Genomic DNA, 17025 nt, shown 5'->3' on the forward strand with positions numbered 1-17025 from the left:
TTTAGCTCCTTGCTAATCGTACAACCATTTACCGGCTTTTGCCGACTCTATCAACATACCAATAGTAAAATCTGGTACCTGAACTGGAATTACTTTTTTGAATGGATTCCAAGAAACACGTACATCTGGGTAGTATGTTTCAGTACTATAATTACCTTTTTCAACATTGAACTTTGCAAAGTACTCATTCATTAAATCATCAATTTCATACTCATCAATGCTTAGGTCAGTATCGAGATCTGTATCAGGTGTTAGTTCTACCTTTTTAATATTGAACAAATATGTACCGGCATAAGGTCGGATGAAGTCATAGATTTGTTGTTCAACATTGTCTACCATAATTTATCATTTTCCCTTGCTATCATGTTGTAATCACGAATTGACTTGTAAGTGATTTCAGAAACATCAGCAGCAAGTACGATAATACCAAGTAAGGGAATACTCCGGCCTACGAATGGGGCGATATTACGTACCATGACTCGTCTTGTTGTCCAAGGCGTGTATCCCCCTAACCAAGTTGGTAGCGAGATTCCAAAAGGAAATTTCGACTTCTTAAAGACATTACGTGCTGCTTTAGATGCGTATGAAGTACCTTTAGTAGCCCCCATTGGTTTCGCTCTGGTTGATTGATCATTTCTGCCAGAAAGAATTGCAACTATAGCTCCGAAATCTACGATACCTAAACCGAATTGATCTACTGTATGTTCGCAGAAGATCACAAAAAGCATCTGACCAGCAGTTAAATTTGACTTACCCGCATAAAAGTAAGTTCCATTTAGTTCTTCAACCGTATCCATACCTTCCCCTTTTACGTGACGTCTAAAGAGTATACAAGTGATTAAAATTATTAAACATTAAAAAGAGTGTACGAAATATCTGAATTTACCTTCCTTCGTGATTAAGATCATTCAACGCGGCCTTCGTCTAATCATATAATTTCTAATATTTTGTTATGATGAGATATATTGTTACCCTTCTGCATTCATTAGTGATTTGATGTTATCAATACTGTCTTTTAGTTGAGCATCAGATTTATCATTGCTTCCATATGCGTCTACAAACGCCGTAAGGCTATTTAAATCTTTCTGTAGTGCTACGATGTCTGTTACTAATAGATCGTCTGTAACGCTTTCTACGTAGCTTGTATTAGCCATTAGGTAATCAGTACGTAATTCTGCTTTTGTTTTTTCTGCCATTTTATTTCCTTATAAGTTTTTATAAAATTCTCCGGTAGCACGTAGTCCATACTTTTTATTCAAATGAGTGTAACTTGCCGTGGTTCCCTTCTGTTCTTTGTATTTAGTCAAGTCGAAAGACCAAATAAAACGGGCGTTCTTTGACTTCCCGTAAGGGGCTGGCAAAAACGCAAGTATGATCTTATTATCGATTTTATATAGACTAACGACCAAAGGGAGTTAGTCTATATAAGACTGAAAATATGTAAGCGATTTAATCAAGAGAATTATTTTTGTTCGTTAAGGTGATTTTTAATATATAGTTCTCACAATGGCACCAATACCCCACATATAGCGGTATAATTCGGGTTGCAGCACTATATATAGTACAATTAAGCAATAAAAACTTCCCATTGTGAGGATAATTAGTTCTCATAATAAAGTACAATAATGAGAATGAAATTATTACTTTCCATTCTCAGATTCGGCAATCATTGCCTCTAAACGCTTTATCATTTCTTGTGCGGATAATCCTGCATCTTGTCCATCTTGGATGCTTTTATTTTTGTATGCCGATAGGCCAATATCTTGCCAGTACGTTACTTCACCATCAAACAAGTGCTTCTTAGACTCTAAGTACTGCTCTATACGGGTTGTTTATTCGTCTAAACCACTGCCTTCAGTTTGTGTCGTTTTACTAATACGGGTGTATACATGGGGCGGCGAGTCGTCATATTTAACCATCAAATGATAATTAGTCTCAAGTGTGTATACTAACTTAAAACCACAGTTTCGGCATTTCTCCAGAGGAATAACACACGTTGCGTGGTCATCTCACGGAAAATACAGTCTTCTACCGCCAGATTGAACCAGGGATCATAAGAATCGGAAAGTAATAGTCTGAGAGGTTTCATTGCATATTCATCCTGAAGAGTCTGCCCGGATAATAGCAGCAAAAAACAGGATGAAATACGCAGTGAAATCAGGGGAAATACGATTTGGTGCCGCGTCAGATGCGGCGCGCCTGCCAGTAGACTTTACGCCAGTAAACATTATCAAGCGAAGAGCGGGTTACGCCCTGGCTGGTCGAGGCATGGATAAACTGATCGGCCGTGTCATAGATACCGACGTGAAGACCATTTTCACCGCTGCCAGTTTTGAAGAAAACCAGGTCACCGGGTAATAATTCATCACGTGGTACTTTGGTGCCAATTTTGGTCTGGTCGGCGGTCGTTCTCGGCAGCACGACGCCAAACCGGTCACGGTAAGTGCGGAAGACAAAACCAGAACAGTCGACGCCGCTCGGTTGTAATCCGCCGTAACGATACGGGGCACCATGCCACTGGCTGAGCTGGTCGTTAAGCTCGGCCACGACAGTAATAGAATCGGCAAACCTGCCGCTTGGCGGCGGAGCGTGGCTGCTGCAACCGTTAAGAATTAATGCGGCAACAGCCAGCAGGGAATACATGGATACGGATGACCAGCGCATAGTGCATTCCTTCTCGAATAGCGTCACGGCATGACCAGACGCGAAGGTTTACGCGCACCGGATAAGTCGCCGTTATCTAAGAACTAATAGAATTTAGCGCTATTTTATCCGTCATCCAATGTTTAATGCTGTTTTTTATCGTCAGAAAATACATTTAATGAGATTTTTTTACGGGTTTACTGTGAATCAGCCAGACACCTGACAGGATAAGCAACCCGCCAAGGGTTTTACTTAAGCTGATGCTTTCATTGAACCAGGGCAGAGTGACTGCGGCCACATACACCAACACATAACTGAGACTCAGTAAAGTATATGCCCGGTTGAGCGGCAGATAATGCAACGCAAAAAACCAGCATCCCATCGATAAGACATAGCCACACAGCCCTGCAAAAACGGCAATCAATGCACTTAAATGACTCAGAATAAAGGGAGCGTCTATCGCTGCCAGTGAAAACACCGGGATCTGCACCATGCCCCATTTCATCAGCAATTGTGCCGCAGTGACCAGCAACACGCTTCCCGTGCCCCAGAGATATCCTTTCATAAGCTGAAACTCATTACGGCTATACCACACATGATCAGCCCAACGCCGCACCAGTGACGCGCATCGACAACTTCACCGAAGCACCCGCGGGCACAGAGCGTGATGAAAACGAAATTCAGACTGAGCATGGGATAAGCCAGGCTCAGCGGCAGGAGTTGTAATACCCGCAACCATAACAGCATGGCGATACCGAGCAACAATATCGCCAATCCGAGCCAGCGTAAAACCTTCGCCATGCCCTGCCCGGCGACCTGTGCGGCCTGCTTCTGACAAAGCTGACCGGCACAGGTGATAACGCTGACGGCAAGAACCAGAAAGAAACCGGTCATGGCAGTTTTTTGTAGAACAGCAGCGCCTGACGATCAACTTGTACCTTTTGATCCGCAGGAGGCAGAGAGGATTTTACGGCAGCATTACGGTCAAGCCTGAGGACCAGAGAGACGTTTCCTTCCTGGCGTGCTTGTTGCAGCCATTGTGAAAAATGCGCCGCATCGACAAAATTATTCCTGGCATCCGGATAACTCAGACCGTATTGCAACTCACCCTTTTCATCAAACATCAGAATGTCACTGCGTTTGAGCGTCCACGCGATTGCGGTCGCCACGCCCACGTTGTCTGTCAGTACATAACGACTGTCTTTTAACAACGCCATATTTTGTGTCAAAAAGGGCTGTGGCTGTTTGGAATCCATCACTTTCTTTGGAACAGCCTGTCCGACCAGCAACGCCAGCACCAGCGGGCAAAGAGCAGCCCAATACCAGCGCTTTGTCAAATCCGTCAGCGATATGGCTCCCGCCAGCGCCCATACCGCAAAGCACAGAATACCAATCAGCGCATGGGGTAACTCCGAACGGCTGAACACGGCTTTAATGTGCAACGGCAAAATTCCGGATATCACCAGTACAGCGGCCGCCATCAGAAGACCAAAAGTGATGTTGATCACACCATTAGCTTTCAGTGTACGCAATTTCCCTGACTGACAGATTTGATTGAGATGATCGGCCATCAGCAAGGCAACCGGCGCAAAGCACGGCAAAATATAGGTCGGCAGTTTACCTTTGGCGATGCTGAAGAAAATCAGCGGCATGATTGCCCAGCTCAACAGGAAAAATAATTCCGGTCGTACGACCCGTTTAGTCCAGCCCGCCCGCAATGCGCCAGGTAACAGTCCGAGCCACGGCAGCGCGCCCAGAAACAGTACCGGCAGGTAATACCAGAAAGGTGCCTTATGCTGAGCATCAGCCTCAGCAAAACGCTGAATATGTTCAACCCAGAAGAAGTAATTCCAGAAGTCAGGCTCACGGTGTGCTATCGCCAGCACCCACGGCAGGCTCAGTGCCGCCGCGCTCACAATCGCCAGCGGGCCCCAACCAAGCAGGGTTTTAAAACGCTTCTCGCGCCAGATAATCGGCAGTACGGCAATAACCGGTAACGCCAGCGCCAGAAACCCCTTCGTCATGAAGCCCATACCGCAGGCCAATCCCAGCGCTATCCAGCTTATGGCTTTTTGCGGTGTAGGCGAAACCCGCAGGCAGAACCACGTCGCCACCATGGCCGTGGTCATCCACAAGGTGATCATAGGATCCAGAACACTGTAAGTGCCGATACTGAACACCAGTGTCATGGAAAGATAGATCAGCGCCGCTGTGTAAGCCGTCTGGCGGTTACGCCACATAAGATGTGCCAGCCAGAACACCAGAATGGCACTCAGCAGGGTGCTGAATACCGAACCAAAACGCACAGCAAAATTACTGTCACCAAAAATCATCTGGCTGATGTTGTTAAACCAATAGCCTGCCACCGGTTTTTCAAAGTATCGCAATCCGAGAAGATGAGGCACAACCCAGTCGCCGCGCTGGAGCATTTCGCGGCTGATTTCAGCATAACGGGTTTCATCAGGTTGCCATAACAGGCGGCTATTAAGAGGAACAAGATATACCAGCGCGAAAAACACCAGGATCAGGGTGCTCCATACGCCTTTAATTGTTTTCGACATCAGGAAAAACCTTCTTGCTGACAACCTAACCAGCCTTCCCTTCCCGGGAAACTGGCGCGAACCACTTTGCCTCTTGGCAATGAACTCAGATCTTGCGGCAGCAACTCACCCAGCGCGCAAAACTGTATCCCCTGTGCAGATGCACGGGTCAGTAATTCATCGAACTTTTGAGCCAGTGACATGCCTTCTACTTCCGCATGAATGGTATAAACCGGTACACCGCTATCTTTCGCAATAGCATCAAGAATAAAGTCGTTGAAGTTATCGGCGTTAATCTCACCGCCAGCCACTTCGTCATACGTCGGTAACGTCACAGGAATCTGTACGGTACCCAATGTTCCATTTTTCAGTACCGGCAGGAAAGGTCGCGTTCCGCGGCAATCACTGTTGTAGTAAAAATGGAAACGTTCTTTGACTTCAATGACCCGCTCATCGGCACGCCAGCCCGCCACCGCCGAGCATTCAACATCATGACCCAGACTTTTTTCCAATGCATCCAGCCCCAGCCGGATTTGCTCTTCCAGCTGTTTCTCGGACCATTTCCCCACTTTTGCCTGCCAGCCCTGATGATCCCAGGCGTGCAGCCCCACTTCATGACCTCGTTTGGCGGTTTCTTTCATCAGATAACCGAGATCACGCGCGATAAGTTTACCCGGCCACGCAGTGCCTGCCAGTAAAATATCCCAACCGTAAAGGGACGCCGCATTAGAACGCAGCATTTTCCACAGGAAGCGCGGTTTAAGCAGGCGCCATAAATGACGCCCCATATTATCCGGGCCAACGCTGAAGAAGAAACTGGCGGTAATTTTATGATTGGCAAGCGTTTGCAGAAGCTGAGGGACACCCTCGCGGGTGCCACTCCAGGTATCCACATCAATGCGCAGACCCACTTTCTTCATGACGGGCACCCTGTCAGGCTTTGTCAGCGTCAGGATTTACTGAGCGCAGGAAGAAATCCAGGGTTTCAGCAACGGTTTTATCCATACCAATTTCCGGTTTCCAGTTCAGCAGACGACGGGCATTTTTGATGCTCGGCGTACGATGCTCAACATCCTGATAACCCTTACCGTAGTAAGTGCTGCTTTCCACCAGATTGAAACCGGCAAACGGCGGGAACTGCGCGCGCAGCGGATGCGATTCAAAGCTACTCAGCAGCATCTCTGCCAGTTCACGAATACTTGCTTCGTTGGTCGGGTTACCGATGTTGATGATCTGACCATCACACAGATTGTCACGGTTTTCGATAATGCGGAACAATGCTTCGATACCGTCGTTAATATCAGTGAAGCAACGCTTCTGCTCACCGCCATCCACCAGTTTGATAGGCGAGCCTTCAACCAGATTCAGGATCAGCTGAGTAATGGCGCGGGAGCTGCCGATACGCGCGGCATCCAGATTGTCCAGTCGTGGACCCATCCAGTTGAACGGGCGGAACAGGGTGAATTTCAAACCTTCTTTCGCACCATAAGCCCAAATCACGCGGTCCAGCAACTGCTTAGAAACAGAATAAATCCAGCGTTGTTTGTTGATCGGACCGACAATCAGGCGGGAATGATCTTCATCGAATTCTTTGTCATCACACATACCGTAAACTTCAGATGTTGACGGGAAGATGATGCGCTTTTTGTATTTCACACAATCGCGGACGATTTTCAGGTTTTCTTCGAAATCCAGTTCGAATACACGCAGCGGATTACGGGTGTATTCGATTGGCGTTGCGATAGCCACCAGTGGCAGAACAACGTCGCATTTTTTGATGTGATATTCGATCCACTCTGAATGGATGCTGATATCACCTTCCACGAAGTGGAAATGCGGATTGCTCATGAAGCGGCTGACCGCATCGGAGCTGATATCCAGACCATAAATTTCATAGCGGTCTTCGCGCAGCAGACGCTCACTCAGGTGGTTACCGATGAAACCATTTACGCCGAGGATTAACACGCGGGTACGACGTTTCATCACCGCCGTTGGCAGTGTCGCGACACGCATATCCGGCATGATGCCCAGTTCAAGCGCCAGTCGGGAGCCCTGAACATACAGACCGTTTTCGCTCTGGCCGGCCAGAATTTCCAGCGCACCTTCGCCACAGGCGATGATCAGCGGATCAGAAGAAAGCACGGTACCCGGTTGTTTGTCGTGCTGAGTAGTCAGCGGACGTGCACGCCATACAGTCAGTTTACGCTGTCCCAGATAAGAGAACGCACCCGGGTAGGGTTCAGTCACCGCACGGATCAGGTTATTGATTTCTGTGGCAGATTTGTGCCAGTGAATTTCACCGTCTGCTGCAGTACGGCGGCCAAAGTAGCTGGCCTGCGTTTCATCTTGCGGGGTCAGGGTGAGGTTGCCCGCCTTCATTTCAGGCAGCACATCCGTCAGTAAGGCTTTAGCCGCTTCACGCACTTTGGCATGAAGTTTCAGCGCAGTATCATCGGCAGTAATAGCCACTTTACGCTGACCAACGATGTCGCCTGCGTCAGGACGTTTGACCATTTTATGCAAGGTCACGCCCGTTTCAGTTTCGCCATTCAGAAGCGCCCAGTTAACCGGTGCACGACCGCGATAACGCGGCAACAATGAACCATGCAGATTGAAGCCACCCTGCGGTGCCAGAGATAAAATCTCTTCGCTCAACATATTGCGGTAGTAGAAGGAGAAAATAATATCGGGCTGTAAAGCACGGATGCGGTCGACCCACAACGGATGGTTAACATCTTCAGGCGCATAAACCGGCAAATCCAATTCTGCACCCTGACGCGCAACGGAAGAAAAGAATTGGTTCTCATTCGGGGAATCAGTATGGGTGAAAACCGCCTGAACATCGTAACCCGCATCAACCAGAGCCTGTAAACCAACACAACCAATATCATGATAGGCAAATACAATCGCTTTCATCACTCTTCTTCCTGACTGTTGTCTTCGGTACGAACGCCGACGACTTTTTGAACAAAATAACGGGGACGTGCACGAACATCGTTATAGATCCGCCCGATGTATTCACCGAGTAACCCCATACCGACAAACTGCGCACCGATAAACATGAATAACAATGCAAATAGCGTGAACACGCCTTCCGCGGCCCATTCCGGGCCGTTAATAAGGCGCATTAAAATAAGGAAGACCGCAAGAACGAAACCGAAGATGGCGATCGCACTGCCGACAACACTGAGCATTCTCAGCGGTGTTGTAGTCAGACAGGTGATCAGGTCATACATCAGATTGATCAGTTTCATCAGACTGTATTTGGAATCACCAAATTCACGTTCGGAATGCTGAACCGGAATCTCTACGGTTTTGCGCGCGAATGTGTTAGCCAGGATAGGAATAAACGTACTGCGCTCATGGCAGTGCAGCATGGCTTCGATGATGTGACGGCGATAAGCCCTTAACATGCACCCGTAGTCACCCATCGATTTACCGGTAGCGCGCTGGATCATCATGTTGATCATTCTGGACGCGGTTTTACGGAACCACGAATCACGACGGTTAGCACGTACAGTGCCGACAACGTCATAACCTTCATCCGCAGTGGCGACCAGACGTGGAATTTCTTCCGGCGGGTTTTGCAGATCGGCATCTAAGGTAATAACCAGATCACCCGTAACATGGCTGAAACCGGCCATTATTGCGGAGTGCTGACCATAGTTACGATTGAGTAAAACAGCAATGATATGACTGTCAGGTTGTTCGGCAGCAGCAGAAAGCATATCGCCGGAGCTGTCGGAGCTGCCGTCATCGACCAGAATAATTTCATATTGCTGGGTTAATTGTTGGCAAGCGGCCTGCGTGCGCGAAAGCAACGCAGGCAGGCTTTCTTCTTCGTTATAGACCGGAATAACTACCGAGACTTTACGGATAGGTTCGTAATGCGCCACTACTGCGCCTCCAGAAGAGAAAAAAGAGCTGCGACAACGCGATCCACATCGCTGTCCTGCATATCAGGGAACAACGGCAGACTGCACAGACGTGCGGAATTCCATTCGCTGTTTGGCAGATTCAGGTGCGGATAACGTTCGCGGTAATATTTTTGGGTGTGAGCGGCTCGGAAATGTAAACCGGTTCCGATGCCCTGCTCTTTCAGGCGTTCCATCAGTGCGTCACGACTGATACCACAACGCGCTTCGTCCACACGTATCATGAATAAATGCCACGTATGCAGATGCGGATAAGCCGGCACATTCATGGGCAGATACGGTGAGCCCTGTAATTTATCCAGATAACGCTGGGCCAGCTCCGCACGGCGGGCATTCATTTGTGCCAGACGCTTAAGCTGCACGACAGCGACAGAGGCATGAATGTCGGAGAGATTATATTTAAAGCCTGGCTCGACCACTTCAGCCTGCGGTTTCCGCCCCAAAACCTGACGATCAAATGCATCAACAGCCAGACCGTGGAATTTCAATGCACGCACTTTATCAGCCAGAGCATCATCATCCGTGGCAATCAGGCCGCCTTCGGCGCAGGTCATATTTTTGATTGCGTGGAACGAGAAGATTGCGGTGCCCCGGGCTCCAATCCAGCGGTCACGATATTTGGTGCCTGCAGCGTGCGCGGCATCTTCTATCACCGCAATATTGTGCTGATTTGCCACGGCATAAATAGGGTCAAGATCTAAAGGCGCGCCCGCGTAATGAACGGGAATAATTGCTTTGGTTTTTGGCGTTATGGCTGCGGCAACCGCTTCGGCACTGACCATTAACGTGTCAGGATCAACATCAATCATGACCGGTTCTGCGCCGAGCAAAACAATCATGTTGAGGGTGGAAACCCAAGTCTGAGAAGGGGTAATCACTTCATCGCCGGGACCGATGCCGAGCGCCATCAGGGTGACGTGCATGCCGCCGGTGGCGGAACTCACCGCAATAGCATGTTTACAGCCGAAAGCGGCAGAAAAATCCTGTTCAAGCTGATGTGTCTGCGGCCCGGTGGTGATCCAGCCAGAGCGTAATACCTGCCCCACAGCCGCTATTTCTTCTTCGCCCATAGACGGACGGGAAAAAGGCAAAAAGTTTTCCATTACGCTATCCCAAAAAGGTAATTAACCGGTAATGACTGTAGACCGCATTTATTTAACAGTAAGTAAACGCCGCCATGAAATTATGGATCTTATGATGTCGGTTTAATCTTAATTTAACCTTAAGGTTTTGCCAGTTTTGCGAAGTTAAACAGAAAGTAAATAAACGAAAATAAAATAGCGAAAACCGAATAAAACCCATCAATAACAACTGATTAACTTGTTTATGATTTTTATAAAAAAAATGAACTTTATTAAAAAAATGCATTCTTTGCGCTTTTTATGAGCAAATAAGAATTGGGGCAAAGGGTAAACCCCGATAATAATATAATTAAACCGCTATGCATTAAGCTCAGGTAAATCTCAGGTCGCCATTATCCATTGTCTGCCGGCCAGTTCGTGTATCTCAAATGCCACTTTGTATACGTCTGATAATTTTTCAGACTGCATGACATCAGCACATTTTCCCGCCACCATTACCTGACCTTGAAACATGAGCCAGACCTGATGTGCGTAATGCAGTGTGTGGTTTAAATCATGATCGCTTAACACCACAGAACGACCTGCTGCACAAAACTCCGAAAGCAGTTGGTCGAGCGCCTTCTGCTGGGCAACATCCAGGCTGTTCATCGGCTCATCAAGGAATAAAAGCTGACTATCCGGATTCACCGTCGGCCATACCTGCAGGAGAGCAGCCGCCAGTCTTACCCGCTGCCATTCTCCACCGGATAAATGCGTGACCGGGCGGCCAAGCTTATCGCTAAGATGCAGAGCCTCACACAAACATGAAACCGTGCGCTCAAGAGCACCGGGATCAATTTTTTGCGGCTGATGTAGGGATAAATATTGAAATACCGGCATCAGGGATGCCGGCGTCAGTTGCTGACATAACCAGGCACGAAGACGTGCCAGCCTGGGGCCGGGGATATCGGACAGCCGTTGTCCGTCGAGAGTCACCTCCCCTCCCCCTTCTGACATCCCTGCCAGACGGGCCAGTAACGTACTTTTCCCGGCACCATTTGGGCCGATGATATGGATCCGGCTGCCCGGCTCAATCTGCGTGCTAAAGGCACGAAGCCGCCCGGACACGGTTATCTGGCGACATTCCAGCATCGGTGTGTTCACACGCACATTATTTCGCCAGCGCGACTTTGATGGTTTCCATCAGGATTGGATCTTCCGGTGCCATATCCGGTGCGAAACGCTGGACAACGGTACCGTCCCGGCCGATCAGGAATTTTTCAAAGTTCCACAAGATGTCATCGGGCTTCAGGGGCTGGCGACCTTTGCTGGCCAGGCGTTCATAGAATGCACTGTCCTGCGGTTTTACTGCTGTCGGACACGCCGCAATCAGCGCGGAATACAGCGGATGACGGTGATCTCCGTTGACATTAATTTTACTGAACATCGGGAATTTCACCCCATATTGGGTCGTGCAGAAGGTTTTGATCTCATCTTCAGTACCGGGTTCCTGCGCACCGAATTCATTGCACGGGAAGCCCAGCACTTCAAAACCACGGTCATGCCATGCCTGATAGATATTTTCCAGACCTTCATATTGTTTGGTCAGGCCACATTGTGAGGCCACATTCACGACCAGTAATACAGAACCTTTGTACGCGCCGAGCGTCGTGTCTTCGCCATCGATAGTTTTCAGAGAAATATCAAAAATTTCATTACTCATATTTTTGTCCTGCCAGGAGTAGGTGAGGAAAAGGGGTGTCAGGAAACAGCATAGCTGACACACCAAAAAGGATCAGCGGATTTGTCCGGTTCTGATCAGCAACCAGATAAATACCGGTGCCCCCAGGGTGGCGGTGACTACACCGACCGGTAATTCTGCCGCAGATAGACCAATCCGGGCCAGCACGTCCGCTAACAGCAAAACTGAAGCGCCGCAAAGCGCACAGGCAGGCAACAAACGACGCTGATCCGTGATTCCGCAAAGCCTGAGAATATGCGGGATAATCAGCCCGATGAAACCAATCACGCCCGATAAGGCGACACTCAAGCCGACCATCCAGCCGACGGCAAGCACCAGAATATAGCGCCAGATATTCAGCGATATGCCGAGTTGCCTCGCCTGCTGTGTTCCAAGCGACAGCAGGTTAAGCGTATTACCTTGCATGACCAGCCACAATAAAACGGGCAGTAACATCAACCCAAGCCAGATCTGACTCCAGTCAACGCCGCCAAATCCGCCCATCATCCAGTACATCAGTTGCCGTAAATCGAGATTATTGCTGAAATAAATGGCCCAGGTCATTAAGGCACTGCAGGCAATCCCAATCGCAATCCCGACAAGCAGCATACGGGCATTTGTCAGAAGACGTTTACGGGCGATATACAGCAAAAAGAAAGTGACTATAAGCGCCCCGGCAATGGCCGCCAGGCTCATAACCCAAACAGGCAACAGACCGTGGCTTAACATCACACATAAGACCAGCGCAACGCAGGCACCATTGGCCACACCGAGTAAACCTGGCTCAGCAAGAGGGTTTTCAAACAAGGACTGCATTACTGCGCCAGACGTCGCGAGACTTGCCCCCACCATTATGACAGCGACAGTGCGCGGAAACCGTAATTGCCATACGAAGAGACGTGCCTCAGTACCCAGCCATTGGTCCGGCCACAGCCAGCTTTCGCCCGCACTCAGGCTTAACGCCCCTGTCACTAATAACAGCATGCTCAGCCCGTATAACCAGCGGCGGTCACGATTTCTCTGTTGCTGTTCAAAAACTGAAAAGGTCTGCGGGATAGACATGCAAGGCAGATTCCTGAGTCTGACGGTGAGTGACTATCCTACCGATATTAGGCAGTTAGCTCTAGCGAAGAACAGGCGAATGCGATAAATAGGAAATAAAAAAGCCGGTGGCTAAGCACCGGCTTCAAACACGTTGGGGATCACCGCAAGAATTAATGTCCCTGATAACCGTTTGGCGGGATCGGCTGCCCGTTCCCGTGATGATCATTATTATCACGGCGTTCATCATTACCATGATGAGCCTTGTTATCATGATGCTCATCATGGGGACCATTACCGTTTGGATGACCCTGATTATGTCCCGGGGTGTCGTGGTCGCGCTGAGGGGGTTTAGCGTCCCAGCGATTGCCATGCCAGTACATACCATGTTCATTACGTTCACCGTAATGATGCCCCTGGTGATCGTGCCACCACTGCGGTGGACGCCAGTCATAACCATCCCAATAGTAACCGCGCTGGTCCTGATCCCCGAGATGAAGTGATACGCCAGGTACGTTGAGGTCAATAGAAACATTTGCCTGTGCGATCACAGGCAAAGCCAGTGCACAACAAAGCAATAAGAGAGATTTTTTCACGTTAGTCACGCCTTCTTTATTTTTTATGACGTGTTTTTTATATCAGCCAGCCAGGGAAGTGAATATAAGAAATAAACGTTTTTTCGGATAACTTGCTCTGAGCTTACAATAAAAATACAAATATTTCCTGATTGAAATAATTCAATCCGACGGTGTTTATTAACTATTCAATTCTTATGGAGACGCTAACAAATCTTAACGCAAGGCTGACAACAACCCGCCTGCATTCTATTTATACTCGCCCTGTTTATTCAAACAAAGGATGTATTTTATGCGTCGTGTTTTAGCTCTATTGAGCATTGCTCTGGTTGTCGTCAGCCTCAGCGGCTGTTTATTCCCACCATTCTGGGGCCCAGGTGGTGGAGGTCACGGCGGCGGTGGCCATGGTGGCGGTGGTCCGCGTATGTTCTATAACCAATAATTACATGTTATATTTTTACGCTTAAGCTGCCGGTTAATTTTTCGGTAACTTGGTTCAGTTAATGATGTACGCGCATTATTTACTGAATGTAATGAGTTATTTATCTTCGGGGCTTTGGCCCCTTTTTATTTTAATGGCTTCGTAAAAATCAGCTCGGGAAATAATGAAGTTCGCTGACTTTGTCGCCCTGAAATTTAATCTATCAGACTAATCCTGAACAGCCTACCCTTTTAACACTATCTTTTCACTTTCCGTGCTTATTACTGATAAGCGTGAAAACTTATTGCGTGTTGTGTATTGATGAACATAAAACGCAGGCAAAAAAAAGGCCGCTTTCGCGGCCTTTTGATGTTTTCACTTATTCTTTCGGAGTAGCATTCTCTACACGACTTTTCAATTTCTGTCCCGGACGGAAAGTCACCACACGACGCGCCGTGATCGGAATATCTTCGCCGGTTTTCGGGTTACGTCCCGGACGTTGGTTTTTGTCACGCAGATCAAAGTTGCCAAAGCCAGACAGTTTTACTTGTTCGCCATTTTCCAAAGCACGACGTACTTCTTCGAAAAATATTTCAACAAGGTCTTTGGCATCCCGTTTGCTCAGCCCCAGCTTTTCAAACAGGTGTTCTGACATTTCAGCTTTAGTAAGCGCCATAGGTTCAATCCCTCAAGGATGCTTGGAATCGCTGTTTTAGAGCCTCTACGCATTTTGCAACGGTAGCGGCGATCTCCTCTTCTTCCAGTGTACGGCCGGTATCCTGCAACACCAGACTAATAGCCAGGCTCTTATAACCCTCAGCTACGCCCTTGCCACGGTACACATCAAACAAGTTTACGCCAACTACCTGATTTGCGCCAACTTTCTTGCACTCTGCCAAAATATCGTCTGCGGGCACGTTTTCGGCCACTACAACAGCAATGTCACGACGGTTCGCCGGGAAGCGAGAAATCTCTTTCGCATCAGGCAGTACGCGGTCTGCGACCTTGTTCCACAACAGTTCGAAGACGACGGTACGACCATTAAGATCGAGTTTACGTTCCAGCTCAGGGTGTACTACACCAATGAAACCAATACGTTCGCCGTGTAAATAAATCGCAGCGCTTTGCCCGGGATGCAACGCAGGATTCGCTTCCACCTTGAACTGTACATTGTTCATTTTGCCGGTAAGCTCAAGAATAGCCTCAAGATCACCTTTCAAATCGTAGTAGTCAACTGCCTGACGCGCCAGATCCCAATGCTCTTCATTTTTGGTGCCGGAGATCACCCCAGACAGCATGACGTCCTGACGGATACCTAAATCGGCTTGCGTATCAGGGACAAAGCGCAGGCCACTTTCAAATAAACGTACGCGACTTTGCTGACGATTCTGGTTATTTACCACTGAAGTCAGCAAACCTGACCACAGGGAAAGACGCATAGCGGACATTTCCACCGAAATCGGGCTAGGCAAAATCAGCGCGTCTTCGCCCGGATGCAGCAGAGCCTGCACTTTTGGATCGACAAAACTGTAAGTGATCGCTTCCTGGAAACCGCGGTCAACCAGCAGATTTTTCACACGTTTCAGCGAAAGGTTCGCTTCACGGTGTTTGGTCATCACCAGGCTGGCTTTAACCGGGACATCAGGAATATTGTTGTAGCCGTAAACACGCGCAACTTCTTCCACCAGGTCTTCTTCGATTTGCATATCGAAACGCCAGCTTGGTGCGACAGCTACCCAGTGGTCGGCGTGATGCTGAACCTGGCACCCAAGGCGGGTCAGAATGTCAGTCACCTGTGCATCTTCAACGTGATGCCCGATCAGGCGATCCAGTTTTTCACGACGCAGAATGATGGTTGCCGCTTTCGGCAAATCCGCTTCGGAAGTGGCGTCGATAACCGGCCCCGCTTCCCCGCCGCAGATGCTCAGCAACAACGCAGTGGCGCGTTCGATGGCTTTGAATTGCAACTTCGGATCAACACCACGTTCATAGCGATGTGATGCGTCTGTGTGCAAACCCTGGCGACGTGCACGGCCTGTGATCGACAGTGGCGCGAAGAAAGCAGATTCCAGCAGGACATCCTGCGTTTCATCGTTCACACCGGAATGCTCGCCACCAAAAATACCGGCCATGGCGAGCGCTTTCTCGTGATCCGCGATGACCAGCGTATCTTCTGCCAGTTTCGCCTGTGTACCGTCGAGCAGGGTCAGCGGTTCACCTGGCCGGGCCATACGTACTACAATGCCGCCGCTGATGCGGTTCAGATCAAACGCATGCATTGGCTGACCGAGTTCGAGTAACACGTAGTTAGTGATATCCACCACGGCATCAATAGAACGCGTACCACAACGACGCAGTTTTTCACGCATCCACAGTGGCGTTGGCGCTTTAACGTTAATACCTTTCACTACGCGACCCAAATAGCGCGGACACGCTTGTGGGGCCTGCACATCAATGGAAATAGTGGCATCAATCGTTGCCTTGACCGGGTTCATTTCCGGCTCAACCAGTGGCAACTGGTTAATCACCGCAACATCACGCGCCACGCCGAGGATACCCAGGCAATCGGCACGGTTTGGCGTTACGCTGATTTCAATTGTGGTGTCATCAAGTTTCAGGAATTCGCGGATATCAGTACCGACTGGCGCATCCAGTGGCAGTTCAATGATACCGTCGTGATCTTCTGAAATACCTAATTCGGAGAATGAGCACAGCATACCTTCTGAAGGTTCACCACGCAGTTTTGCGGCCTTAATTTTAAAATCACCCGGCAATACAGCGCCGACTGTTGCTACTGCAACTTTAAGGCCCTGACGGCAGTTTGGCGCACCACAAACGATGTCCAGCAGACGATCGCCGCCCACATTGACTTTCGTAACACGCAGTTTATCGGCATTAGGATGCTGACCGCATTCGACAACTTCACCGACAACCACGCCATTAAATGCGCCTGCCACTGGCTCAATGCCATCAACTTCCAGGCCGGCCATGGTAATTTGGTCTGATAATGCTTCGCTGCTGATGGCTGGGTTTACCCACTCACGCAACCAGAGTTCACTGAATTTCAT

The 17025-nt window shown here is 48.8% G+C and carries 18 protein-coding genes and 1 pseudogene; all 19 read right to left on the reverse strand.

Annotation, left to right across the window (positions count from 1 at the left end; genetic code table 11):
• Positions 1 to 12: 12 nt before the first annotated feature.
• The 19 genes and pseudogenes from EVX52_RS01380 to pheT all read right to left on the reverse strand — a co-directional run bounded on the left by EVX52_RS01380 (position 13) and on the right by pheT (position 17025).
• Entirely contained in the window at positions 13 to 339 is a 327-nt protein-coding gene (locus EVX52_RS01380) for a DUF1493 family protein (protein WP_037037295.1), read from the reverse strand.
• Positions 333 to 797 carry an STM2901 family protein gene (locus EVX52_RS01385; protein ID WP_129990441.1) on the reverse strand — a complete coding sequence of 155 codons (465 nt, stop codon included), beginning with the start codon at positions 795 to 797 and terminating at the stop codon, positions 333 to 335. Before EVX52_RS01385 ends, EVX52_RS01380 begins: the two co-directional genes overlap by 7 nt.
• A 171-nt stretch (positions 798 to 968) precedes the next feature.
• Positions 969 to 1196 (reverse strand): hypothetical protein, encoded by a 228-nt coding sequence (locus EVX52_RS01390; protein ID WP_129990442.1) that lies wholly within the window; start codon positions 1194 to 1196, stop codon positions 969 to 971.
• Positions 1197 to 1640: 444 nt separating this feature from the next.
• Positions 1641 to 1793, reverse strand: coding sequence for a hypothetical protein (locus EVX52_RS25420; RefSeq protein WP_240783420.1), 153 nt, complete (start codon positions 1791 to 1793; stop codon positions 1641 to 1643).
• Between the two features lie 161 nt (positions 1794 to 1954).
• Positions 1955 to 2089 (reverse strand): annotated as a pseudogene (gene lplA, locus EVX52_RS01400) (lipoate--protein ligase LplA); the annotation flags it as partial.
• A gap of 95 nt (positions 2090 to 2184) precedes the next feature.
• Positions 2185 to 2664, reverse strand: coding sequence for an NlpC/P60 family protein (locus EVX52_RS01405; RefSeq protein WP_129951722.1), 480 nt, complete (start codon positions 2662 to 2664; stop codon positions 2185 to 2187).
• Positions 2665 to 2818: 154 nt separating this feature from the next.
• Positions 2819 to 3208: a 4-amino-4-deoxy-L-arabinose-phosphoundecaprenol flippase subunit ArnF gene (arnF, locus tag EVX52_RS01410; protein WP_129990444.1), complete on the reverse strand. Its 390-nt coding sequence runs from the start codon at positions 3206 to 3208 to the stop codon at positions 2819 to 2821.
• Positions 3205 to 3537, reverse strand: coding sequence for a 4-amino-4-deoxy-L-arabinose-phosphoundecaprenol flippase subunit ArnE (gene arnE, locus EVX52_RS01415; RefSeq protein WP_129951724.1), 333 nt, complete (start codon positions 3535 to 3537; stop codon positions 3205 to 3207). The genes arnF and arnE overlap by 4 nt, the downstream gene beginning before the upstream one ends.
• Positions 3534 to 5204, reverse strand: a complete 1671-nt coding sequence (gene arnT / locus EVX52_RS01420; RefSeq protein ID WP_129990445.1) for a lipid IV(A) 4-amino-4-deoxy-L-arabinosyltransferase — start codon at positions 5202 to 5204, stop codon at positions 3534 to 3536. Before arnT ends, arnE begins: the two co-directional genes overlap by 4 nt.
• Complete coding sequence (gene arnD, locus EVX52_RS01425) at positions 5204 to 6103, reverse strand: 4-deoxy-4-formamido-L-arabinose-phosphoundecaprenol deformylase (protein WP_129990446.1); 900 nt, start codon at positions 6101 to 6103, stop codon at positions 5204 to 5206. Before arnD ends, arnT begins: the two co-directional genes overlap by 1 nt.
• 13 nt (positions 6104 to 6116) lie before the next feature.
• Positions 6117 to 8099, reverse strand: coding sequence for a bifunctional UDP-4-amino-4-deoxy-L-arabinose formyltransferase/UDP-glucuronic acid oxidase ArnA (gene arnA, locus EVX52_RS01430; protein WP_129990447.1), 1983 nt, complete (start codon positions 8097 to 8099; stop codon positions 6117 to 6119).
• Positions 8099 to 9079 (reverse strand): undecaprenyl-phosphate 4-deoxy-4-formamido-L-arabinose transferase, encoded by a 981-nt coding sequence (gene arnC / locus EVX52_RS01435; protein ID WP_129951728.1) that lies wholly within the window; start codon positions 9077 to 9079, stop codon positions 8099 to 8101. Before arnC ends, arnA begins: the two co-directional genes overlap by 1 nt.
• A complete protein-coding gene (gene arnB / locus EVX52_RS01440) occupies positions 9079 to 10221 on the reverse strand; it encodes a UDP-4-amino-4-deoxy-L-arabinose aminotransferase (protein WP_129951729.1) in 1143 nt (380 codons plus the stop codon). The genes arnC and arnB overlap by 1 nt, the downstream gene beginning before the upstream one ends.
• Before the next feature lie 360 nt (positions 10222 to 10581).
• Positions 10582 to 11331 (reverse strand): vitamin B12 ABC transporter ATP-binding protein BtuD, encoded by a 750-nt coding sequence (btuD, locus tag EVX52_RS01445; protein ID WP_129952133.1) that lies wholly within the window; start codon positions 11329 to 11331, stop codon positions 10582 to 10584.
• Positions 11332 to 11350: 19 nt separating this feature from the next.
• Positions 11351 to 11902: a glutathione peroxidase gene (locus EVX52_RS01450; protein WP_129951730.1), complete on the reverse strand. Its 552-nt coding sequence runs from the start codon at positions 11900 to 11902 to the stop codon at positions 11351 to 11353.
• A 72-nt stretch (positions 11903 to 11974) separates the two neighbouring features.
• A complete protein-coding gene (gene btuC / locus EVX52_RS01455) occupies positions 11975 to 12982 on the reverse strand; it encodes a vitamin B12 ABC transporter permease BtuC (RefSeq protein WP_129951731.1) in 1008 nt (335 codons plus the stop codon).
• Positions 12983 to 13134: 152 nt separating this feature from the next.
• Positions 13135 to 13557, reverse strand: a complete 423-nt coding sequence (locus EVX52_RS01460; RefSeq protein ID WP_129951732.1) for a DUF2502 domain-containing protein — start codon at positions 13555 to 13557, stop codon at positions 13135 to 13137.
• Positions 13558 to 14336: 779 nt separating this feature from the next.
• A complete protein-coding gene (ihfA, locus tag EVX52_RS01465) occupies positions 14337 to 14633 on the reverse strand; it encodes an integration host factor subunit alpha (RefSeq protein ID WP_004089944.1) in 297 nt (98 codons plus the stop codon).
• Positions 14634 to 14637: 4 nt separating this feature from the next.
• Positions 14638 to 17025, reverse strand: a complete 2388-nt coding sequence (pheT, locus tag EVX52_RS01470; protein ID WP_129990448.1) for a phenylalanine--tRNA ligase subunit beta — start codon at positions 17023 to 17025, stop codon at positions 14638 to 14640.

Origin of the sequence: Rahnella sp. CFA14(1/10) (assembly GCF_004195095.1) — a bacterium.
GTDB lineage: Bacteria > Pseudomonadota > Gammaproteobacteria > Enterobacterales > Enterobacteriaceae > Rahnella > Rahnella perminowiae.

What these genes read in the sequence shown, in the direction of transcription:
- EVX52_RS01380 (WP_037037295.1), bottom strand. Translation starts at nt 339, where the DNA reads ATGGTAGACAATGTTGAACAACAAATCTATGACTTCATCCGACCTTAT.
- EVX52_RS01385 (WP_129990441.1), bottom strand. Translation starts at nt 797, where the DNA reads ATGGATACGGTTGAAGAACTAAATGGAACTTACTTTTATGCGGGTAAG.
- EVX52_RS01390 (WP_129990442.1), bottom strand. Translation starts at nt 1,196, where the DNA reads ATGGCAGAAAAAACAAAAGCAGAATTACGTACTGATTACCTAATGGCT.
- EVX52_RS01405 (WP_129951722.1), bottom strand. Translation starts at nt 2,664, where the DNA reads ATGCGCTGGTCATCCGTATCCATGTATTCCCTGCTGGCTGTTGCCGCA.
- arnF (WP_129990444.1), bottom strand. Translation starts at nt 3,208, where the DNA reads ATGAAAGGATATCTCTGGGGCACGGGAAGCGTGTTGCTGGTCACTGCG.
- arnE (WP_129951724.1), bottom strand. Translation starts at nt 3,537, where the DNA reads ATGACCGGTTTCTTTCTGGTTCTTGCCGTCAGCGTTATCACCTGTGCC.
- arnT (WP_129990445.1), bottom strand. Translation starts at nt 5,204, where the DNA reads ATGTCGAAAACAATTAAAGGCGTATGGAGCACCCTGATCCTGGTGTTT.
- arnD (WP_129990446.1), bottom strand. Translation starts at nt 6,103, where the DNA reads ATGAAGAAAGTGGGTCTGCGCATTGATGTGGATACCTGGAGTGGCACC.
- arnA (WP_129990447.1), bottom strand. Translation starts at nt 8,099, where the DNA reads ATGAAAGCGATTGTATTTGCCTATCATGATATTGGTTGTGTTGGTTTA.
- arnB (WP_129951729.1), bottom strand. Translation starts at nt 10,221, where the DNA reads ATGGAAAACTTTTTGCCTTTTTCCCGTCCGTCTATGGGCGAAGAAGAA.
- btuD (WP_129952133.1), bottom strand. Translation starts at nt 11,331, where the DNA reads ATGCTGGAATGTCGCCAGATAACCGTGTCCGGGCGGCTTCGTGCCTTT.
- EVX52_RS01450 (WP_129951730.1), bottom strand. Translation starts at nt 11,902, where the DNA reads ATGAGTAATGAAATTTTTGATATTTCTCTGAAAACTATCGATGGCGAA.
- btuC (WP_129951731.1), bottom strand. Translation starts at nt 12,982, where the DNA reads ATGTCTATCCCGCAGACCTTTTCAGTTTTTGAACAGCAACAGAGAAAT.
- ihfA (WP_004089944.1), bottom strand. Translation starts at nt 14,633, where the DNA reads ATGGCGCTTACTAAAGCTGAAATGTCAGAACACCTGTTTGAAAAGCTG.
- pheT (WP_129990448.1), bottom strand. Translation starts at nt 17,025, where the DNA reads ATGAAATTCAGTGAACTCTGGTTGCGTGAGTGGGTAAACCCAGCCATC.